18 protein-coding genes are annotated in these 19,511 nt (G+C 35.3%); 5 read left to right on the forward strand and 13 right to left on the reverse strand.

What is annotated here, in order from left to right; translation table 11 throughout:
- Position 1: 1 nt before the first annotated feature.
- Both HO345_RS08460 and radC read left to right on the forward strand, forming a co-directional pair.
- Positions 2-1,432: a D-alanyl-D-alanine carboxypeptidase family protein gene (locus HO345_RS08460; protein ID WP_253682508.1), complete on the forward strand. Its 1,431-nt coding sequence runs from the start codon at positions 2-4 to the stop codon at positions 1,430-1,432.
- 48 nt (positions 1,433-1,480) lie between these two features.
- Entirely contained in the window at positions 1,481-2,158 is a 678-nt protein-coding gene (gene radC / locus HO345_RS08465; RefSeq protein WP_253682509.1) for a RadC family protein, read from the forward strand.
- A gap of 150 nt (positions 2,159-2,308) precedes the next feature.
- Here radC and HO345_RS08470 read toward each other — a convergent pair whose 3' ends face one another.
- Both HO345_RS08470 and argS read right to left on the reverse strand, forming a co-directional pair.
- Positions 2,309-3,163: a ComFC family protein gene (locus HO345_RS08470; RefSeq protein WP_253682510.1), complete on the reverse strand. Its 855-nt coding sequence runs from the start codon at positions 3,161-3,163 to the stop codon at positions 2,309-2,311.
- 203 nt (positions 3,164-3,366) lie between these two features.
- Positions 3,367-5,139 (reverse strand): arginine--tRNA ligase, encoded by a 1,773-nt coding sequence (argS, locus tag HO345_RS08475; protein WP_253682511.1) that lies wholly within the window; start codon positions 5,137-5,139, stop codon positions 3,367-3,369.
- Positions 5,140-5,244: 105 nt separating this feature from the next.
- Here argS and efp point away from each other — a divergent pair, with 105 nt between their 5' ends.
- Positions 5,245-5,808, forward strand: a complete 564-nt coding sequence (gene efp / locus HO345_RS08480; RefSeq protein WP_253682512.1) for an elongation factor P — start codon at positions 5,245-5,247, stop codon at positions 5,806-5,808.
- Between the two features lie 63 nt (positions 5,809-5,871).
- Here the strand turns inward: efp and HO345_RS08485 are convergent, their stop codons facing one another.
- A complete protein-coding gene (locus HO345_RS08485; protein WP_495574026.1) occupies positions 5,872-6,120 on the reverse strand; it encodes a hypothetical protein in 249 nt (82 codons plus the stop codon).
- Between the two features lie 29 nt (positions 6,121-6,149).
- Here HO345_RS08485 and HO345_RS08490 point away from each other — a divergent pair, with 29 nt between their 5' ends.
- Both HO345_RS08490 and HO345_RS08495 read left to right on the forward strand, forming a co-directional pair.
- Positions 6,150-6,971, forward strand: a complete 822-nt coding sequence (locus tag HO345_RS08490) for a TatD family hydrolase (RefSeq protein ID WP_436411230.1) — start codon at positions 6,150-6,152, stop codon at positions 6,969-6,971.
- Positions 6,972-7,003: 32 nt separating this feature from the next.
- Positions 7,004-7,801, forward strand: coding sequence for a TIGR00282 family metallophosphoesterase (locus tag HO345_RS08495; RefSeq protein WP_253682515.1), 798 nt, complete (start codon positions 7,004-7,006; stop codon positions 7,799-7,801).
- Between the two features lie 21 nt (positions 7,802-7,822).
- Here HO345_RS08495 and HO345_RS08500 read toward each other — a convergent pair whose 3' ends face one another.
- The 10 genes from HO345_RS08500 to HO345_RS08545 all read right to left on the reverse strand — a co-directional run bounded on the left by HO345_RS08500 (position 7,823) and on the right by HO345_RS08545 (position 19,444).
- A complete protein-coding gene (locus HO345_RS08500; RefSeq protein WP_253682516.1) occupies positions 7,823-11,242 on the reverse strand; it encodes a hypothetical protein in 3,420 nt (1,139 codons plus the stop codon).
- On the reverse strand, positions 11,239-12,426 hold the full coding sequence (gene dinB, locus HO345_RS08505) for a DNA polymerase IV (protein WP_253682517.1): 1,188 nt from the start codon (positions 12,424-12,426) through the stop codon (positions 11,239-11,241). The genes HO345_RS08500 and dinB overlap by 4 nt, the downstream gene beginning before the upstream one ends.
- Position 12,427: 1 nt before the next feature.
- Positions 12,428-14,377, reverse strand: coding sequence for a cation-translocating P-type ATPase (locus HO345_RS08510; protein WP_253682518.1), 1,950 nt, complete (start codon positions 14,375-14,377; stop codon positions 12,428-12,430).
- Positions 14,378-14,388: 11 nt separating this feature from the next.
- Positions 14,389-14,802 (reverse strand): J domain-containing protein, encoded by a 414-nt coding sequence (locus tag HO345_RS08515; RefSeq protein WP_253682519.1) that lies wholly within the window; start codon positions 14,800-14,802, stop codon positions 14,389-14,391.
- 3 nt (positions 14,803-14,805) lie between these two features.
- Complete coding sequence (locus tag HO345_RS08520) at positions 14,806-15,945, reverse strand: N-acetylneuraminate synthase family protein (protein WP_253682520.1); 1,140 nt, start codon at positions 15,943-15,945, stop codon at positions 14,806-14,808.
- Between the two features lie 79 nt (positions 15,946-16,024).
- Positions 16,025-16,375 carry a NusG domain II-containing protein gene (locus HO345_RS08525; protein WP_253682521.1) on the reverse strand — a complete coding sequence of 117 codons (351 nt, stop codon included), beginning with the start codon at positions 16,373-16,375 and terminating at the stop codon, positions 16,025-16,027.
- A complete protein-coding gene (locus tag HO345_RS08530; RefSeq protein WP_253682522.1) occupies positions 16,359-17,270 on the reverse strand; it encodes a patatin-like phospholipase family protein in 912 nt (303 codons plus the stop codon). The genes HO345_RS08525 and HO345_RS08530 overlap by 17 nt, the downstream gene beginning before the upstream one ends.
- Before the next feature lie 44 nt (positions 17,271-17,314).
- Positions 17,315-18,058, reverse strand: a complete 744-nt coding sequence (locus tag HO345_RS08535; protein WP_253682523.1) for a glycerophosphodiester phosphodiesterase — start codon at positions 18,056-18,058, stop codon at positions 17,315-17,317.
- Position 18,059: 1 nt separating this feature from the next.
- Complete coding sequence (locus HO345_RS08540; protein ID WP_010692302.1) at positions 18,060-18,830, reverse strand: TPM domain-containing protein; 771 nt, start codon at positions 18,828-18,830, stop codon at positions 18,060-18,062.
- Positions 18,831-18,835: 5 nt separating this feature from the next.
- Positions 18,836-19,444, reverse strand: coding sequence for a LemA family protein (locus HO345_RS08545; protein ID WP_253682524.1), 609 nt, complete (start codon positions 19,442-19,444; stop codon positions 18,836-18,838).
- Positions 19,445-19,511: the final 67 nt, after the last annotated feature.

Here is a 19,511-nt window from a genome sequence, read left to right on the forward strand (position 1 = left end):
AATGAAGCACAGCACAAACGGAATTGTAAAATTTATTTTTGTTCTCCTTGGGGCTGTGCTTTTTTGTGTATTGGCTTTTGCAGGCTTTATTTTTTTCCATGTTTCGGAATTAAAAAAAGCACAGCCTTTTGAGATTTCACAAGAAGAAAAAACGGCAGCTCTTAAAACCTTTTACAGCCGGCATAAGATTAACTCCGACTTTCCGCCCCTTAATTCCATAGAAAATTTTTTGCCCGTAAAATCATCGTCTTCTAACATTGACCCCTCAGCCAAAAAAATAGAATTACCTAAAATCGATGCCGAGTCCTACATTCTTATTCACGCAAACACCGGCACAATTTTAGCCGAATACAATGCCGATAAAATAATCCCTCCGGCCTCCCTTACAAAGCTGGTAACAATTTATACCATGCTTCAAAAGCCTGAGTTTAAAGATTTGGAAAAGGTTGTTTTTCCGCCTAAGGAGGCTTGGGCAATTTTTCTGCCCAAAGGAGCGGCATGGATGGGCTTGGGAGAAAATCAAAGTTTAAGTATAGAAGAGCTGATAAGGGGAATGGCAGTTTGCTCGGGGAATGATGCAGCCCTTGCAGCTGCCCTGCTTACGGAAGGAAGCCTTAAAAAGTTTACGCTTAAAATGAATGAGGCCGTTAAAACGATGGGCTTAAAATCCACCCGCTTTGAGGATTCTTCGGGCTTAAGCGAAAAAAATCAAACCACGGCAAGGGACTTTGCCTTGTTTTCCCTCCATTATTTAAAACAATATCCTGAAAACTTAAAAAAATTTCATTCGGTAAATGAGATAAGCTATCCGCAAAAACATAATATTCTTATCAAAAAAAAATCCGCAGGTTTAAAGGAGTTTCAAATTAAGCCTGCCACCAATACCCTTCTAAAAAAAATAGAAGGCTGTGACGGTTTAAAAACAGGTTTTATTTACGAGTCCGGTTTTAATATTTCGCTTACGGCTCAAAAAAATGATGAGCGTTTTATTGCGGTTATCCTCGGCGGTCATGGCAAAAACTTTACCGAAGGAATTTTTAAGCGGGAGCAAAATTCCATCAAGCTTATGAATTTTGCATTTGACAATTTTAAAAGTTTTGATATAAGGGAGCACAACAAAATTAAAAAAAGTGTAAGAGTCCTAGGCTCAAACCTGAATGTAAAAACTTCCGCCTTTATACCTCTCCTCGCCGATGAGGACTTTTCGCAAGACTATCTTACGGTATTTAAAAACGATGAGAGGCATATAGAACAAGTTATAATTTTACCTGATGTAATAATGGCACCGCTTTTTGCAGGTCAGCAAATCGGCTGTATAGAATATAGAATTAAAGATTCGGACATTGTACTAAAAACCATTCCGCTTATCTGCCCGCTCGATATAAAAGAAGGTTCATCTTTTAGAAAATTTATAGACGGCTTTTATCGATAATTTTATAAAAAGTAGTAAATCTTTCAAATAATACATACAATATAATTGATGATAGGTTATAAAAATTCGTCCAATACGGATAAACCCGATATGAGGGAAAGGCTTTTAGAGTACGGGCCTCAGAACTTAAGCGACTCTGATTTGGTGGCTATTCTTTTACGGACAGGCATTAAGGACAAGCCTGTAAAAGAATTGGCCGATGATATTATTCTGCACATCGATAGAGCAAGGCCTGAAAAAATTGAGGGCTATCTGCGTTCTATCCGAGGAATGGGAGACTCAAAGATTTCAACGGTTCTTGCTGCTCTGGAATTGGGAAGGAGGTATTACGACAACAAGAACCGGACGATTTCGCACCCGACCGATGTAGTTCCGCTTTTACAGCACTATGCAGATAGAGATAGGGAGCATTTTATCTGCGTTTCGTTAAACGGAGCAAACGAAATTATTGCAACCCGTGTTGTAAGCGTCGGCACTATCAATAGAACAATAGTGCATCCTCGTGAGGTTTATTCAGACCCCTTAAAGGACAGGGCAGCTGCAATAATTGCGGCTCATAATCATCCTTCAGGAAATCTGGAGCCCTCGAGCGAAGATATGGAATTGACAAGACGCCTTTACGAGGCCGGAAAAATTTTAGGTGTCAAACTTTTGGATCACATAATCTTAGTCCCTAACGGAAATTTTTTCAGTTTTGTCCAAAGCGGAACAAGGTTCGATATTTAAAAGGAGAACTTCTAAAAACTTCAGCTTTTTAGAAGTTCTCTTTAAATTTAACTTGCGATGTTTTTCATAAGTCATTGATATATAAAGACTTATGAAAAACTCGACGGGCATCTCTAAAAATCCAACAAGGTTTTTAGAGATGCCCAGAAGCTAATCAAAAAAGAGGCAGAGGCCGATCACTTCTTTGCAGCCTCCCTCTTTTAATGCCGCCGCACAAAAGTTAAGGGTTGCTCCCGTAGTCATAACATCGTCTAAGATTATGAGCTTTTCGGGTAAGGCGGTTTTTAAATCTTCCGATTTTGAAAAGGATTTTTGCCTTTTTAAAAAAATCTTTCCTTTTAGATTGCTTGCCCGTTTTTCTTTGGAAAGACTTTTTTGGGAAGCCCCGTCCATTCGTTTTAAACAACGCAAGATTGGAAGATTATAAATATGCTCCAAATAAAGGGACAAATCTTCTATTTGATCCCATCCCTTGGTTTTAATCTTTTTAGGACGGGGCGGAACCGGCACCATCGGAACGTTTTGAAGTTCAGTCAGCCCTTCGATAAAGGAAGCAATAGCAGAAGCATAAATTTCCGCAAAGCCCCTCATGTTTTGATTTTTCCATAAGCGTAAAAGCTCTCCTCCCCTGCCCTTGTAAGGATAGATGGTGTAAACCTTTTTCACAAAATCGGATTGAACGGGAAGCGGTTTTGCACAATCTTCCTTTTTGATCTTTTCTTTTTCTTCTATTCTCAGCTTTTCCTTTTCCCTCAATTTAGCCCTGCAATCCGTGCAAAACTCTTTTTCGGAAATTAAAATTTTTCCGCAAGATGAACAAAACTTTTCAGGATTTTTTAGCCGAAATAAAACAGGCTCAGTAATTTCTTTTTGTAAACATTTGCTGCACAGCGGAATACCCGTTCCCGTTTCGTCCCCGCAAAAGAAACAAACTTGCGGACAAATTATACGGGCATAAATATTCCGCAGATAAGTCAAAGCTCTTAGTTTAATTCTTTTTATCATGATAATACTCCCTCTATAAAAACTTTTTGCAGGGATTATTAAATCCCGAAAAAAGTTTTTTCAAAGCGGTTTATTTATAAACCGCATAAAATACGATAAACATTGAAGCAGAATTTCTGCTGAAATGTTTATCACTTCTCCATTAGTATTATCATAATTTTATAAATCGTTTAGTAATTTTTAAAAAATAATTTATAAAAAGTTTACATTACTTCCATAAACGGAATAAGTACCAAATTCATTGCATTTTGAAGCACTATCTTTGTAGCCCTTGCCAATTCCATTCTTGTATAAGAAAGGTCGGCATCTTCTCCCGAAAGAATGGGGCAATCGCGGTAGAAGCGGCTGAATGCTTTTGAAAGCTCATAAAGATAGGCCGTAAGGGCGCTCGGGTCTTTACGCAAAGCAGAGCGTTCAACTTGTTCGTGGAAGTCCTCTAAGGTCTTTAACAGTTCCCATTCGGATTCATTTGTCAAAAGGGAAGCATTGAGTTTTCCGTTCTTTAAGTTTTCTTTGCCTTCGGCTGTTTCGGCCTTTCTTAAAATAGAAGAAATTCTGGCTCCCATGTATTGAAGATAGGGGCCTGTATTTCCGGTAAAGGAAAGGGATTCTTTAGGATTAAAAAGCATATCTTTTTTGGGGCTTACCTGTAAAAGAAAATAATGTAAAGCTCCTACGGCGATGTTCTCGGCAGCAACTGCGGCATCGCCTACTTCCTTTTCTCTTCCGTTTTCTTCAATCTTTTTTAAGGCCTCATCTTGAAGAGAATTGATAAGGTCATCGGCATCAACAACCGTACCTTCGCGGCTTTTCATTTTTCCTTCAGGCAGGTTTACCATTCCGTACGAAAGATGATAGAGGTCGTCGGCCCATTCAAAGCCGAGCTGTTTTAAAACATAAAAAAGAACCTTAAAGTGATATTCCTGTTCGTTTCCTACAACATAGATCATCTGATTAAAGGGCCAATCCTTGTGGCGGGAAATTGCCGTGCCTATGTCCTGAGTCATATAAAGAGAAGTACCGTCGCTTCGCAGCAATACTTTTTTGTCGAGCTTGATGGGAGCGAGGTCAACCCACACGGAACCGTCCTCTTCCTTATAAAAAACTCCGGCCTCCAAACCTTTTAAGATCTGATCCTTTCCTTTTAAATAGGTTTCGCTTTCAAAATAAAGCTTATCGAAAGAAATGCCTGTTCTCTTATAGGTTTCCTTAATACCGTTTATCGCCCAACCGTTCATCTTTTTCCAAAGCCCGATTAGCTCCTTGTTTTCTCCGGCTTCCCAATCCAAAAGCATCTGCTTTGCTTCGGCTTCTGCCTTTTCGGGATTTTCCTGACTGTATTTATGGAAAGCAACATACATGTCCCCGACAAAGCGGTCAGACTTTATATTTTCGCTTTCGGGAGTTTTTCCTTTGCCGAATTTTTGATAGGCTATCATGGACTTACAGATATGAACGCCTCGATCGTTTATAATGTTTACCTTAAAAACATCGGCCCCGCAAAATTTTAAAATACGCGAAATACTTTCACCCAAGGCATCGTTACGCAGATGGCCGAGGTGGAGGGGCTTATTTGTATTCGGGCTCGAAAACTCAATCATAATTCTTTTACCGGAAAGAGAAGAAGTTTTCCCGTAGTTTTCTTTTTCCTTTAGAACCTTATCCAAAACATTCGAGGCTAAATCCCCTTTGGCAAGAAAGACATTTAAATAAGGCCCGATCGCCTTAGGCATTCCGTATTTTTTTATATCCTCGTTTTCTAAAAGACGTGCACAAACATCGGAAGCAATCTTTGCAGGAGAGGATTTAAAGCTCTTTGCAAAGGTAAAAAGAGGAAAGGCTACGTCCCCCATTTCGGGATTAGGAGGAGTTTCTATATTTATGAGTTCAGGTAAAATCTTATCGCATGTTTCGGGAGCTATCCCGTTTAAGGTGTCGGCAATAATTTTTTGCCACGTAGTTTTAATATCTTCCATAATAGGCGGATTATAGCAGATTTTTTGAAAGTTTTCAATCGGGCTCTGCTTGCATAAAAACATCAAAAATGCTAAAATATCGCACAATTTTAAATGAGGTGAAAAATGATTAGAGGCGGAGATATAGCTAAGGGCACGGTTTTGCTCAATAAGGGAACTCCCTATTTAGTTGTTGAAAGGGAATTTGTCAACCCCGGAAAGGGAGCGGCCTTTGCCCGTGTTAAAATGAAGAATCTAAGAGATGGTTCTGTTTTGATGCAGACAATCAAAACGGCAGACACCGTTGAAGATGCGGTAGTAGATACACATAAGAGTCAGTATCAATACAAGGACGGCGATCAGTTTATGTTCATGGATACGGAGAGTTTTGAATCCATTTCCGTACCTGCCGAAACTGTAGGCGATAAGGAACATTATCTACGAGAAGGCGATGAATACGATATTCTCATCTGGGAAAATGAACCTATCGATGTAAGGATTCCCACAAAGATGATTTTTATTGTAGAGCAAAGTGAAAACTATATAAAGGGAGATACAGTTTCGGGAGCAACAAAACCTATAGTTACCGAAACAGGTCTTGTAGTTCGTGTTCCCCTATTTATTAAACAGGGCGAAAAAATTCTCGTAAATACCGAAACTAACGAATATCAGGAAAGAGTTAATAACTAACCTTTACGGAAAAGGACGGTAATTACGAGGCTAAGCCATAATTACCGTCTTATTAAATGAAGCTTAGGCTACTATGGAAGCGGCTTCCGAAAGCTCGTGAATGTAGCCTGTGCGGATGCACATATCAAAAAGATCTTTTTCTATAAAATCTTCACTTACCTTTTGATACCCCTCTTTATCCATACAAATACGCAGGATGTATCCGGCATCGGTTTCTTGCAAAATTGTGCAATATGAGGCATCGCCTTGAGTAGTTTTTATCGAATATAATTTCATACTTTCCCTCCGTATAGTACTATTTTCGGTATACAAAATAATACCTTTAGTATATAATGACACCCATGTATACCGATGCCCACGTTCATATTTTAGATACGATAGAAGAAATAAATTCTCAAAACATAGAAAGCCCGATTTTAAAAACCTTTGATAAGGAGATATTTTTTTGTGCTTCTTCAAATGAGGCCGGCCGTTTTGAAATTCAAGAAAAAATATGCAGAGAAAATTCCGAGCATTTTATCCTTTCTTTCGGCATACATCCTCAATGCCCGATAGAAGACGAAATACCATATTTAGAAAAACTTTTAACCGAAAAAAGAATAGCTGCCATTGGGGAATGCGGTTTTGACCTCTTTGACGAACATTATAAAAGCACATTAGAAGCTCAAAAAAAAGTATGGGAGGTCCAATTAAATCTTGCCCAAAAATCGAATTTCCCCATAGTTGTACACTGCCGAAAAGGCTTACACCTCATATTTGATGATGTAAAAACTCTAAAAAAAATAAATGCGGTTATCTTTCACGGATGGGCGGGCTCCGTAACCGAAGCAAGGTCATTTCTAAAAAAAGGAGTAAATGCCTATTTTTGTATCGGCAAGGGCCTGCTCCGAGGACAAAAAGCTCAACTTGAAACGGCAGCAACTTTAGAAAAGGATAGAATCTTAACCGAAACCGATGCCCCATACATGAGTCTAAAAGAAGAAAATTTTTCACTTCCCACAGATATAAAAAAAGTATTTTCGCTTCTTGCAGAATTAAGGGCGCAATCCGAGGGACTTTCAAACTATGATGAAAAAACTTATAAAAATTATATGGAAGAATTAAAAGATTCAATCTTTGAAAATTTTAAAAAAGCATATAATATCCGTTTTGACGGCAATTGATTTTTTTTTAATCTTATTCTAAAATAAACCTTATGAAACAATTTATAAGAATTTTTATGGGCGGAGATGTTTGCGGCAACTTAGGTCTTGAAACATTACAAAAACATTTACCCTTGATAATAAAAAAAGAAAAAATAGATTTTTGTGTGGTAAACGGAGAAAACACGGCTCACGGTGTAGGGATAAAAGACGATCAAACGGAAGCCTTTTTTAATGCAGGCGTTGATGTTATAACCGGCGGAAATCATACTCTGGAGAGGTTTGAAATCCGTATGAATTTCGGTAAGGACAGAAGAGTTTTGCGTCCGCACAATTTTCCATTTGCTCAAGGTTCAGGTCTCGCCCTTATCGAAAAAAACGGAATCAAATACAGCGTAATAAATCTTCAAGGAAGAGAAAACATGAGGGCTATCGACTGCCCATTCCAGTCCATTGATTTTCTTTTCTCTTCGCAAAATGAAAATAATTTATCCGAGTCGATTAATATCATAGATTTTCATGCGGAATCCACAATGGAAAAAGAAGCTCTAGCCTTCTATGTTGACGGACGTGTTTCTGTTTTTGCAGGAACTCATACCCATACTCAAACGGCAGATGAAAGAATTTTGCCGAACGGCACAGCCTATATTACCGATATTGGAATGATAGGAGCTAAGGAGTCCGTAATCGGCGGAAGTCCTTTTACCGCTATTACAAGAACAAAGAGTCAGGTACCTCAGCGTGTCGAAGTGCTTGAAGACGGAGTTGCAATATTTTGCGGTTTAGTTGCAGAGATAGACACCGAAACAAAAAAAGCCGTTTCGGTAAAAAGAATTCAAATCAGCTCATAGACCTAACAACTTCTTAACTCTTTAAAAATCCACCTTTCCTGAAATTCCTGCATTTATATTGAGCAAAAAAGAATTCGCCGTTGTAGATGCTCCTTCAAATTCTGCAAATATCTTTATCTCTCCATGAGAGCCTATCTTTGTTGATTGTGAATGTTTAAAAGAAACCTTATAGTTAAGTTTTGGTAAACTCTTATTTTGTGAGAACTCCACAGAAAGTTTTTCTTCTCTGCTGTCCGACAGAGGTATTTTTGAAAAAGTTTCTATTATCAAACGGGGAAGAGATTTGCCTCCCCTATAAGAAAATGCCGCACTGAATTTTTCTTTCCATTCATCAGTTAAAAGTTTTTGCATACCTATTTTTGAAGCCGTATATAAAAATTCGTTTTCAAAACTCAATTTATTATTTGAGTCAAAGAAAAAATAAAGACTATGATTTGAATTAAAGTTAAATTTAAAAAAGTTTTTTCCAAACGAAAAAGCGAATTTATAAAGCCGGTTTAATTCATCTTGCTCATAAAACTTAAACCAATTGAAATAACCGTATTTACCTGAAATATTTAAAGCCGTATACCTAAAGGAAAAATCAAGTCCGTATATATTGCTTTGCCCCGAATTTAATTGAGAGGATTGTACCAATCTGGATACAGCTGTACCGAATTCCAAGGGAGTGTATAAATCTTTGATGGTTCCGCTTATCAACCTTGAAAGGTTAAACCCGTAAGAATTAAAGAAGCTGTAAAATAAGTTTTTATTTTTGGTTTGAATCTGACTGTTTATTTTTTGATCAAACATGTCATAAAAAAAAGGTTTTGAAAAAAGCCAATATTGTTCGCCTAAACCTGTAAATAAAGAATTCAAATCTAAAGCATAGGATTCAAGTTTTTCAGCTTCTATAGCTCTTTTCTCTTTTGTAACTTTCCTTTTTATAATCGGTGAAAAAAATATTTTACCAGTATTAAATGGTATGGAAATTTCAATACCCGTTTCATCACCGGATTCTTTTTGCTTTTTATTTTGAAAATTTGTTTTCGAAAAAGCTTCAAAATTTAAACCCGATAACCTAATACCCGTTTTATCTTCTTCATTTGTAAAATAATTGAATAAAAACTTTATATCTGCGGCTCTGTTTTCGGCATTTTTTTCACCCGGCGAATACATATCGATTAAGCTTTTTTTCCATGCCTCATCATAAAATAAAGATGAAGGATTAAAAATAGTTTTATATTTTTGCCCCACGGAAAAACTTATCTGAGTATATATTGTTCCGAATTTTGCCTGAGGAATAATAGGTGCAATTGATGTAAATATTTTTTGGGAAGTATAATCTTTATTGTAGTCAATAGCGGTAATATAATTTATATCTATATATTTTTGAAAATCGATTTTACATTCACGCCTTAATATAGAATCATATATGTTGACAAAAAAATCTTCTGAAGCACTAAAAAAATAAATCGGTATTATTACAGAATGACCGTAACTTTCAATAATATTCAAGCCTGAATTTTTCGGCGAAAAATCAGTTTTTAAAGATAACAAGCCTGCCAATTTTATCTTCCAAATATCAAGAGCTGAATTAGTTTTTGTATGAAGATTTAAAGATTTTTTACTGCTTATAAAATTTTCTTCAAAATTAAAAAGAGGATTAGAAAAAATAGGCACATTATTTTTAGAATATAAAGGGCCTGCAAAACTATAATTAAAATATGCTTTATTTTGAAAAGAATAAAATTGTTCTCTTGTCTTTTTATTACGATCAACATCGGCTTCAAAGCCTACGGCTGTTCCCGTTTTTATTTTTTGATTTTGATAATCGATACCGCTTGAAAGTTTATATGTATCAATAGGATTAGTTTTCTTCGTATTTTCCCAATCGCCGGAACCTGCAAAAAAGATATCAAAACCTTTAATCGGCTTCCAATGCGCTCCTGCTGCAAACCTTGTAATACCGGAATCCGAATATGTCAAACCTTCCTTCCATTGAATTTCTATAATATCATTTGAAAAAACAGGTTCATTTATTGTCAATGTATGATTAGATTCATTATAAGAAAAGTTAAATATTCTTATTTTATTTTTTAAAACACGAATACTTCCCGGGATAGCCGTATCAGGCAAAGTAAAACCTGCCGTTGGCGTATAATTTTTACATAATATTTGCAAACTTAGATCGGACGCATCGGAATTGTCAGGAAGATATATCTTATAATCAGTTTTAAAAAATGGAAACATTTGCTCAGGATTAATAAAATCATAATTCTTACTTGAATCCAAAACCTGAATGAATTGTAACTTTTGAAAACCGCTCAAAAAATTATCGGTCGTTTCTATATTTGCCGTAAAATCATTATTCACGTTTTGATTATGCGTATCAACAACCGATAAGGAGGAATCAGCTTTGACCTGAGTAGCATTATATCGTGATGCAATTTCAAAAGGTGAAAATTTTTTCTCTTTTAAAATTAAACAATCTTTACCAAAAATATTTTTTTTATATCCGTTAATATTAGCAGGTATAGAAGTAATTATTTCATTTACCCCCGGAATAGCACTTAAAGTTGAAAAATAATTTTTAACATTATCTAAATGCTTATTTGCCGGATTAATCGGATTGAAAGGATCGTTCTCTAAATCAAAATAATTTACAGCAACCCCTTCGGGATAAGATTTTTTTAAGGATAAAACTTTTAACCGTGGATCGACTGAAAATTCATCAGAACTTAAGGGACGCCATTGACCCCCTGCAAAATCTTTGACAAAAATTACGACAGGTTTTCCATATAAATTATCTGCAGGAATATAAAAATGTCTCGCTTTTTGCCATGTATTAATAGAAATTTTATTTTCTATAATTTCCGTATTACCGTAATATGTTTTTGAATTGTACTCGGAGCTTTCATATCGAAGCATAACATCGGCATTCCATTTATCCCCTGCAAAGGCTCCCATGATACCCGGACTTATGAATTTACCGCCTCCGGTATTTATATACCCATAGTTGAGAGGAAATTTTATATTATTGTTTGCTGCACGAATATGTTTAATAGGAGAATCTTCTTTTCCAAAATAACCGAAGGCTAAAGTACTTTTTTTATAATCATCTTTATAAAGCGTTTCAAAATAAAATGAATTATTCAATAAAAGCAATAACGATAAATTAGCTTTTTGTTTAAATACGCCTTGAAAAGAATTTACCTTTGCATAACCGTTAAAAAATTCAAAACTTGAAAGTCCTAAAAATTCAATATCCCAAAACCCGTCTAAAAAAAGAACGGTATTATCTTTATCAAATTTTTTAAAATATTGACCGGCCTTATTTTCTCCTGTTCTATTTTTAATTAAATCAATACCGAAATCTACATTCGGGTTTTCATCATTTTCAAAACCATGTACAAAGCTTAACAAAAAAATACAGAACACAATTGAAAGTATTTTTTTCATTCACGGCCATCCTTATCTTTTTTTAAAAGGCGCGCAGGTTTTAAAATATTCTTTCCCTCTTTTTTTGTGAGAGCATACATAGTTTCTTCAATCTTTCTTTTTTTTACATTCTTTTCACTGTAAAATAATTCTGTTTGCACTTCGGGAATGGCTGATTCAATATTCATAATACACAAACCAAGCAGTCTTATGGGAGTTTTATTATCGAATTTTTTATAAAAAAGTTCTTTAGCCCGCTCAAATAAGTCTTGAGTATCATTAACAACCGCTCCCGTCGATTGAACTGAAACAGTAGTAAAATCATTATAGCGTATTTTCACTGAAACGGTTTTCCCTTTTATCTTCTCATCAAATATTCTATACATAAGCTCAGATGCAAGATAAAACATAACATCATCTATCTCAGCATGAGAAAATAAATCATGCTCAAAAGTGCGTTCCGTACTTATCGAATGAGATTTAACATCATCACTAAAAACATCATAAAGCTCTCCTCGTACAGCCTGAAATAAAAAACTGCCGGATGCATTTCCTAAAATACTTTGTAAAAGATGTTCGCTTGAATTAAAAATTTGGGGCACGGTAGTCAAACCTGCAGCAATAAGTCTTTCTCGCGTTTTTCCTCCTACTCCCCATACATCCTTTAAGGGAAGGCTTTTCATAAAATCAATTTCTTCACCGGCCTTTACAATAAAAAGTCCGTCAGGCTTTGAGCGGCCGGATGCTATCTTTGCAATATATTTATTTTGAGCACAGCCCACAGAAACGGTTAAGCCCGTTTTTTCTTTTATAGTTTTTTTTAATAGAAGTGCTGAATTTTTAGGAGTACCGAATATTTTTTCCATTCCCGTCATATTTAAAAATGCTTCATCCACGGAAATTTGTTTTATTTCGGGAGTAAAATCTTTAAAAATAGCCATGACTTCTTTTGATTTTTCATGATATCGATCCATGCGGCATCTTAAAAATATACCGCTCGGACAAAGCTTTTTAGCCTGTAAAATCGGCATGGCGGAATGAACTCCAAATTTTCGGGCTTCATAGGAACAAGTGGAAACAACACCTCTTTCCGATTGACCGCCGACAATTACAGGCTTACCCTTATACTCGGGATTATCAAGCTGCTCAACGGAAGCAAAAAAAGCATCTATATCAACATGAAAAAAAACTTTTTCCGCCGTCATCTTAAGACTCCGCTTTAGGTATCAAATCAAATTCTTTTATAACATGAAAAATGATTTTTTTATTCTTTAAATTATCGCTTAAAAATTCAAAATCAGAATTTAACGGATTATCATAAAACCATGCAAGAATTTTTACATGCAAGACAGCATTTTTTTCTCCTGAAAATTTTATAGAAAAAGGCTCCGTTAAGTTAATAGGCGAAATAAATTCCGCATTTTTTCCTTCATTCGATTTTTTAAAATCCATATTTGCTTCATAAACAGGAAATCCGTCACTGCGGCTTATAATAACCTGTATAACGGCAGCTTTAACAAGAGGATTTATATTCACTTCACCTATAATACGCTCAAGATAATTTTGCGTTCCAGACTGCACTTTTATAAAATCATCTTCCTTAATATTTGATAATCGATAAAACTCTTTATCTTCATCAATTTTTTCAGGATCGTTTTTAATATCAGAAATAACAGATATATATTTATTTCCATTTTCAATATTATATAAAATAAATTCCTTTTTATTTTTTGGATGCAAAAATGACGGATAAATTAAAATCAAACCAATAAAAACGCAGGTAAGCAATGTTATAGATCCTATAATCTTGAGATGCATATATTTTATCCCCGGCCGTTCTTTTTTTAACTGCATAAATAACCGTATAAACATTAACATATATGGGAGGATAAACATTGAAGCTAACGTATTATTTGCATAAAATAAAATATCAATAAGATTGTCTTTAATGAACAGCACATCCCCAAAATAATAAACCAACAATAAGATATTTAAAATAAGAAAAAGTATTTGAGTGTATATTTTTTGAAAGTGATAAGAAAAAAAAGATAAAATATAAATTTCCAATACTATAATTGCTAATGATAAATTTACTCTCGAAAAAATAAATATATTTAAAAAGCAAACGATACTAACCAAGTATCCGTAGATAAAAATATTATTAGGCAGTTTTAAATATCTGCTTACATACGCAAATAAAGAAACTATTATAATGGAAAATAATAATTTTAATAAAATAGCCGTTACAGGCAGAAATTTAATAGAATCTTGAAAACCGAATTTAATAGAAAATAAAAGAGTTGTAAGATATTCTCCCATATATAGGGCAAATAAATTAATTATAAAAAAGAAAACAGGAACCCGCCATAAAAGCAGAAGATCTCTTATATTTTTTTCTCTTCTTCTGTCAAATAAAAAACTGAATATAAAGATATAAAAAAGACCTAATAGGGCAACAACTATTATTAAAATTACCAATATTTTTTCACTTATAATTCTAAGACCGAAAAAATTTTTTATATTATAATGTTTATCCCATTCCGATGAAATTCCTTGTGTGTAAGTATTTATTAAAGAGATTAAAACAGGGCGTATATCGGCTCCATAAGATATTCTTATCGCAGGAATACCTTCTTTTAAATACTCAGTCAGCATATTATCACTGATAATACCAAGACGATACAGGATAATATTATTATATTTAAAATCGACAGAAATATTCTGCTTTTGTAAAATCTCCTGTAAATCTTTTAACATCCATGGAGGCGAAGTTTTTTTTACAGCTCCGGCACTCAATACGGCTCTATCGGAAGGGCCATCCGATAAAACAAACACAAGACTTGATTTACTTTCATTTATTTTTGAAATAAGTTTTTTTGTATTTTGAGATTCTATTATATTGATACTTTCAGGCAGATCCGGAAAATCATTATCGGTAATTGCAATTATAACACGTATTTGAAGAGGAAACTCCTTTAGCTCTTTTGCAAAATTTTCTAAAAGTTCCGTAGAAAAGGTTGACTCGTTATTTTGATTCCTTGCAGCAGTAAAAACAATTATGTCTTCACTTTTAGGTCCCAGCTCATAAATTGTACTTTCGGAATATGCAGTCTGCAAGAAAAAAAATAATAAAATTAAAAAAAAAGTCCTTTTCAATTTATAATCCCTTATGAGTTTAAGTCTTTTTCAGATAAAATCTTTCCTGTCTTAAACCAAGTTTCTATTTTACGATAAGAATTATTTATGCGCCTTATTATCATATTCGCTTCGGTCTGCTTTGAAGGCGAGCTTTGAACATCGGGATGATGCTTTTTTATTAAACGCTTCCATGATCTTTTACATTCATCAAGAGGCACACCCGATAAAACATTTAAAACGGCAAAATCTTCTACAAGTTCAGGAGGAACGGGAACCCTTATAGCCTCTTTATCTACTTTAGGCGGCGGCCGCCTCTCCATCCGTCCTCCCATAGTACGGTAGCGTCCGTTTGATCTTTGAGCCGCCGCTTCAAAAGGATCTTCATCGGAAGTAAGAGCATCCCGTAAAATATTTCCCATGTCATTATAATAGTTTTTACTCATATTTTATTTCCTTGTAAGAAAATCTTGTATCAATAGGCCTTCACCGGACTTAACGGCTCTTTGTAAAACGGCTCCGATAAAACTATCGAACATCTCAGGAGCCTCTCCCGGAGATAAAATTTTTTCCGTTCTTAAAACGGCAATATCCTTATCGGTTATTACATCTCCTTTTTTTAAATCGTGAAGATAATGAATAGACCTATTTGTGCGTCCGTAGTTTTTACTTTCAGCCGGACTCAATTTTTTTTCTCCTGATCCGATAACTTCGTTTATAAGCTCAAGGGAATAGTTTAATTTTGTTAAGCCTTCTATAATTTTATCATAAGTTTTTTTAGAAAAGGAATTTACGGCGGAACACATTTTTTTAAACATATCAGGCTCTAAGGCAACAGGATCATCCAAGCCTTCTTCTTTACGGGAAAGACAGATATGTTTTTCTATTATAAAGCCTCCTGATGCAAGCGTTAAGGCCGGAACTAAAATCGGATCTAAAGAATGATCGCTGACACCGCATGCAATACCGAAGATACGGCTCAAGTTTTTTATCACCGAAACATTGTATTCTTTTTCAGGCGCGGGATAAGATGTAATACAGTGAAGCAGAGCCAGAGGCAAATCCTTATTTTCAGAACGTAAAAAACTGACAGCCTTTTCAATATCTTTTAAAAGGGAAACCCCGCTCGATAAAATCATAGGAATATTAAAATTAGCGCAATATTTTAAAAGCTGTACATAATTAAGTTCAGGTGAAGCTATTTTTATAAAATCGGGTTTTAATGCGGCAAGTTCCTCAGCAGATCTAAATCCGAATGGGCTGGCCGAAAACAAAAGTTTTTTTGATCGGCTGTATTCGGCAAGCTCTTTGTAAAAGCTTACGGGAAGTTCCAAACTTTTAAAACGCTCATAAAGAGGAATCTTTCCCGTAGGCAAATCCACATAGCCCGTATTCGGATGAAGAATTTCATCGGCATAAATAATTTGAAATTTTACGGCCCTTGCTCCGGCTTCTTGAGCCGCATCTATCAATTTTATAGCCCTTTCAATAGAGCCGTTATGGCTTGTTCCTATTTCGGCAATCGTAAGAGGATTTTCTACTGAAAAAATTTCCGAACCGAGTTTAAAGGTTCCATATTTTGTGCACATATTATAGAAAATATTACATCAAATCTTAAAAAAAAACAAGGGAGCGGATATATTAAAATACCGGCATATTAAAAAAGTTTTATTTTTTTTCTACGGATAAAAAGACCTTATTTGGAAGACAGGCATTCCAGTCGCCGTAATTTTTTAATTTCGGAGCCCTTATACAGGTTTTATTCGAACAAGTTGAGCTGACAACAAAGGCTTCATTGTTTTCGATTTTTATACTTACAGGCCCGGTTTCACCTTCAACAACAAAAGATATATCCGTATTCATAGGATAGATCCAATCTCCTTTCGGTGTCCGCACCGATAAATAGAGAGCCGAATTATCTGAAGAATATATAAAAAGAGCCGTCAAAGTTATAAATGAAATAATTACAGCAAGGATTATAACATCAAAAAATCTAATTTTTTTAAAAAACTTTTTCATTCTTTAACCTTTTAATAGTTTTTTTGGTCATACGCCTCCGGTTCAAAAAACCGGAAAATCCTTTTTGAAAGAATTCAAGGAGCTCTTTTTTATTATTCATAGTTATAGAATATCCCATTTGAATTTGGGAGAGCGGATCTGAAAAGTCATGAGAAACCATATCCGTATCAATATCAAGAATATGGGTTGGAGTATTGCGTACACTATAATCGGATCTTATCGCAGCTACTTCCAGACATCTTGTTAAAACTGAAATTGAAGAATCCAGAGCATCATTATTTATCGTCTTAAAAGTCCCAAGCGTTACAGCCAAAATATTTTTAAAACCTTTCTCCTTGGCAATCCAAACAGGCGTATTGTTTTTTACACAACCGTCTACAAAAAGTTTCCCGTTATAATTAAACGGAGCAAAAAAACCGGGATAGGAGTACGAAGCTCTCATCGCATCAGCTAAAAAGCCCTTATCAAAAACCACTTCGTTCCCTTCGCATAAATCTGTTGCATTACAATAGAAAGGAATCTTAAGCTGATCAAAGGTTTGATAACAGGAAAGTTTTTTAAAAAGAGTTAAACTTTTTTCGCCCGAGTCTGCCCCCTGATGAGAAATTAAATTATTTAAACTTGCTCCTATTTGTAAAAGCTTTGTCAGCTTAGTCAGGCCAAAACCCAAATGCGATACATCCAAGTAGTCGGTTAGATTAAAATCTTTTAAGAAGAAAGAAATCATTTCATCTACGGTCATGCCTGAAGCATAGAGCCCGCCGATAATTGCGCCCATAGAACATCCGACAATACAATCAGGAAGCGGATATTCCAATTCTTCCAGAGCTTTAAACATTCCTATGTAGGCAAGACCCTTTGCGCCTCCGCCCGATAAAACCAATGCCCATTTCATAATATAATTATATCTATATTTTTAAATTTATACTAGACTAACCTTCACAATAAAGCGGCAATTTTATCGGGATAGTCCGTTATAATTGAATCCAAACCTGTGCTTAAAATTTTTGAATAATCTGTCTGGATTGCCCCGAACCAAGCATTGACCCTAAGACTTTCATTATGGAGCTCATCTACGAATTCTTTTGTAAGCCTATATGCAGGGGGATGATAACATTCTACACCGTACTTCTTTAAATAAGCGGTCGGATGCAAATCCCAAGAGTCAACCAAAAAGCCGCATACAAGAGAAGAGTTTATCTTTTTCATCCTCAAAACACTTTCATGATTAAAAGAAGAAATTATACATTTATCTTGCAGATTATATTTTTTTAAAAGAGCATATACTCTTTCTTCTATTTCCGGATATTCAAAGACACCTGTCTTTAATTCAATGTTGGAAATAATATCTTTATTCTTTATAAAATCAAAATATTCTTCAAGAGAAGGAATCTTTTCATCCAAATGTTTTATTCCGCTTGCAGCTTCCGAACTTTTAAAATTTGCTGCGGCATTTATTTTTTTTAAGTCGGCAAAGGAAAAATCTTTTACAAGACCTGAAGCATTACAGGTTCTATCCAATGCTTCATCATGAATAATAACGGGTACACCGTCGAAAGAAAGATGAACATCAAACTCTATGCCGTCAACACCTAGGTCAGCTGCTTTAGAAAAAGCAAGCATCGTGTTTTCAGGATACTTACTTCGGAAACCTCTATGGGCAAAATTAAGAACCTTACTCATGCTACCAACCTCCTGAAGCACCGCCTCCGCCGAAGCTGCCGCCGCCTCCTGAAAATCCTCCGCCCGAAAAACCACGGCCTGACGATCTTCCTATCGAGCCGCCGAAAAAGGAACCTGTTGAAGACGCTCTGCCTCTTCGGGAAAGCAAGTAGAATATCCAAAAAAGCCCGCCCGGAAGAAATTTTGAAATCATAAGATAGGCAAAAATTAAAAATAATAAAATGTGCGGAAATCCGCCTTCATCATCTTCATCTGAGACAGCGATTTCTTTTAAGAGGCTTTCATCTTCTGAGGCATAAGCCGCCATAGCTTTAATCCCGTCATAGATTCCTTCACCGTAATTACCGGAACGGAATTGAGGAGCGATAAAGTTTCGGATGATTTGACCGCTTCTGGAATCGGTCAAGTTTTGTTCAAGACCGTAACCTACTTCAATACGAAGCTTTTTATCCTTAACTGCAACGAGCAAAAGAGCTCCACTGTCTTTTTCTTTATCACCCAACTTCCATTTTTCGGCAACCTGCATAGAATAATCTTCAATAGATTCGCCTTCTAAGGACGGAACAATCAAAACCGCTATTTGAATTTGAGACCTATTGTTCAAATCCAAAAGAAAATTTTCTATTTTATTAAATTCATTCCTCGAAAGAATTCCGGCCTTATCGACTACAGGGCCGGAAAGCGAAGGAACGGCTAAGCCGAAAGAATTAAAATTATAAAAGATAAAAAAACATAAAACAATTATCTTTTTTAAGATTTTATCTTTTTGCATAATTTTTAAAAGTTGACCTTAGGAGCGGTCGAGGCTTGATCATCGGCCTTAAAATAAGCCTTTTCTCTAAAGCCGTTCATGTTTGCAATAATGGAACGCGGGAATTGTCTTATATAAACATTGTATGATTGAACGGCTTCGTTATATCTTTTGCGTTCAACGGCAATACGGTTTTCCGTTCCTTCAAGCTGAGTTTGTAAATCCATAAAGTTTTGATTTGCCTTGAGCTCAGGATAGTTTTCGGTGATAACCAACAAACGCTGTAAGGCTGATCCAAGTTCACTTTGGGCCTGTTGAAATTTTTCAAATGATTCCTGATTATTTAAAACCTCATCGGAAACCTGCATAACCCCGCCGGCCTTTGACCTTGCTTCTGCGATATCCGTAAATACCTTAGCTTCATGGCTCGCATATCCCTTTACAGTATTTACCAAATTGGGAATTAAATCAAAACGTCTTTGATAAACATTTTCTACCTGACTCCATGCAGACTTTACACCTTCTTCTGCTTTAACAATAGAATTATATGTTCCTACAAAAAAATTATATAAGCTGAAAACCAAAACAAGAACAACAGCCAAAATAATCAATCCGATTTTTAAACCCTTACTCATAACGCCTCCATAAATGTTAAAATAAGTTATATTTAATTTAACAAATTATAGATAAAAAAACAAGAGC

Source organism: Treponema denticola, from assembly GCF_024181645.1.
GTDB classification, from domain to species: domain Bacteria; phylum Spirochaetota; class Spirochaetia; order Treponematales; family Treponemataceae; genus Treponema_B; species Treponema_B denticola_A.